1 pseudogene is annotated in these 614 nt (G+C 37.1%); it reads right to left on the minus strand.

Annotation, left to right across the window (positions count from 1 at the left end):
- Positions 1-245: 245 nt before the first annotated feature.
- Positions 246-614 (minus strand): annotated as a pseudogene (locus IE142_RS39985) (hypothetical protein); the annotation flags it as partial.

The following is a 614-nucleotide window of genomic DNA, read 5'->3' on the forward strand; positions in this document are numbered from 1 at the left end:
CATTACTTTTTTATCAACTAGGAAAATATTAGGAAGTGTAATATAAATCACAAAGCGTGTAAGACATCGTTCTCCCCCTTCCATGATGCGCTTTCATTTCAAAAAAAATCCCTAAATCAATCATTCATGCACTAGCCCAATTAAACTAACACGTAATCATTCCCTACACTATCAACCACTTTTTCAAAAAAATAACCTACTTAAGCGCAATACTTAAGTAGGTCGTTTGTCTTACCTCTATTCCATTATAGTGTATAAATCGGTGTTGCTTGCGCTTTATCGGTATCGCAGAGCAACACTTCTTTCTCTGTATCGATATCGTGTTCGTTGAGCACTTGTCCAACACTCATGCGTGCAAGGTCTTTCATATTATTGACTTGTGATAAATGAGAGAGGTATATACGTTTCGTATTACCTGTAATAACATCACTCATCGCAAGTCCTGCGTCTTCATTGGATACGTGACCCATATCACTTAAAATACGTTGTTTCGTCTTCCATGGATAACGACACATGCGTAACATATCGACGTCGTGATTACTTTCAAACATAAAGACATCACTACCTTGAATCATACCTTTCATACGATCTGAAACGTAACCTGTGTCAGTAAT

This window comes from Streptomyces mutabilis (assembly GCF_014649815.1).
Taxonomy (GTDB): Bacteria; Actinomycetota; Actinomycetes; order Streptomycetales; family Streptomycetaceae; genus Streptomyces; species Streptomyces mutabilis.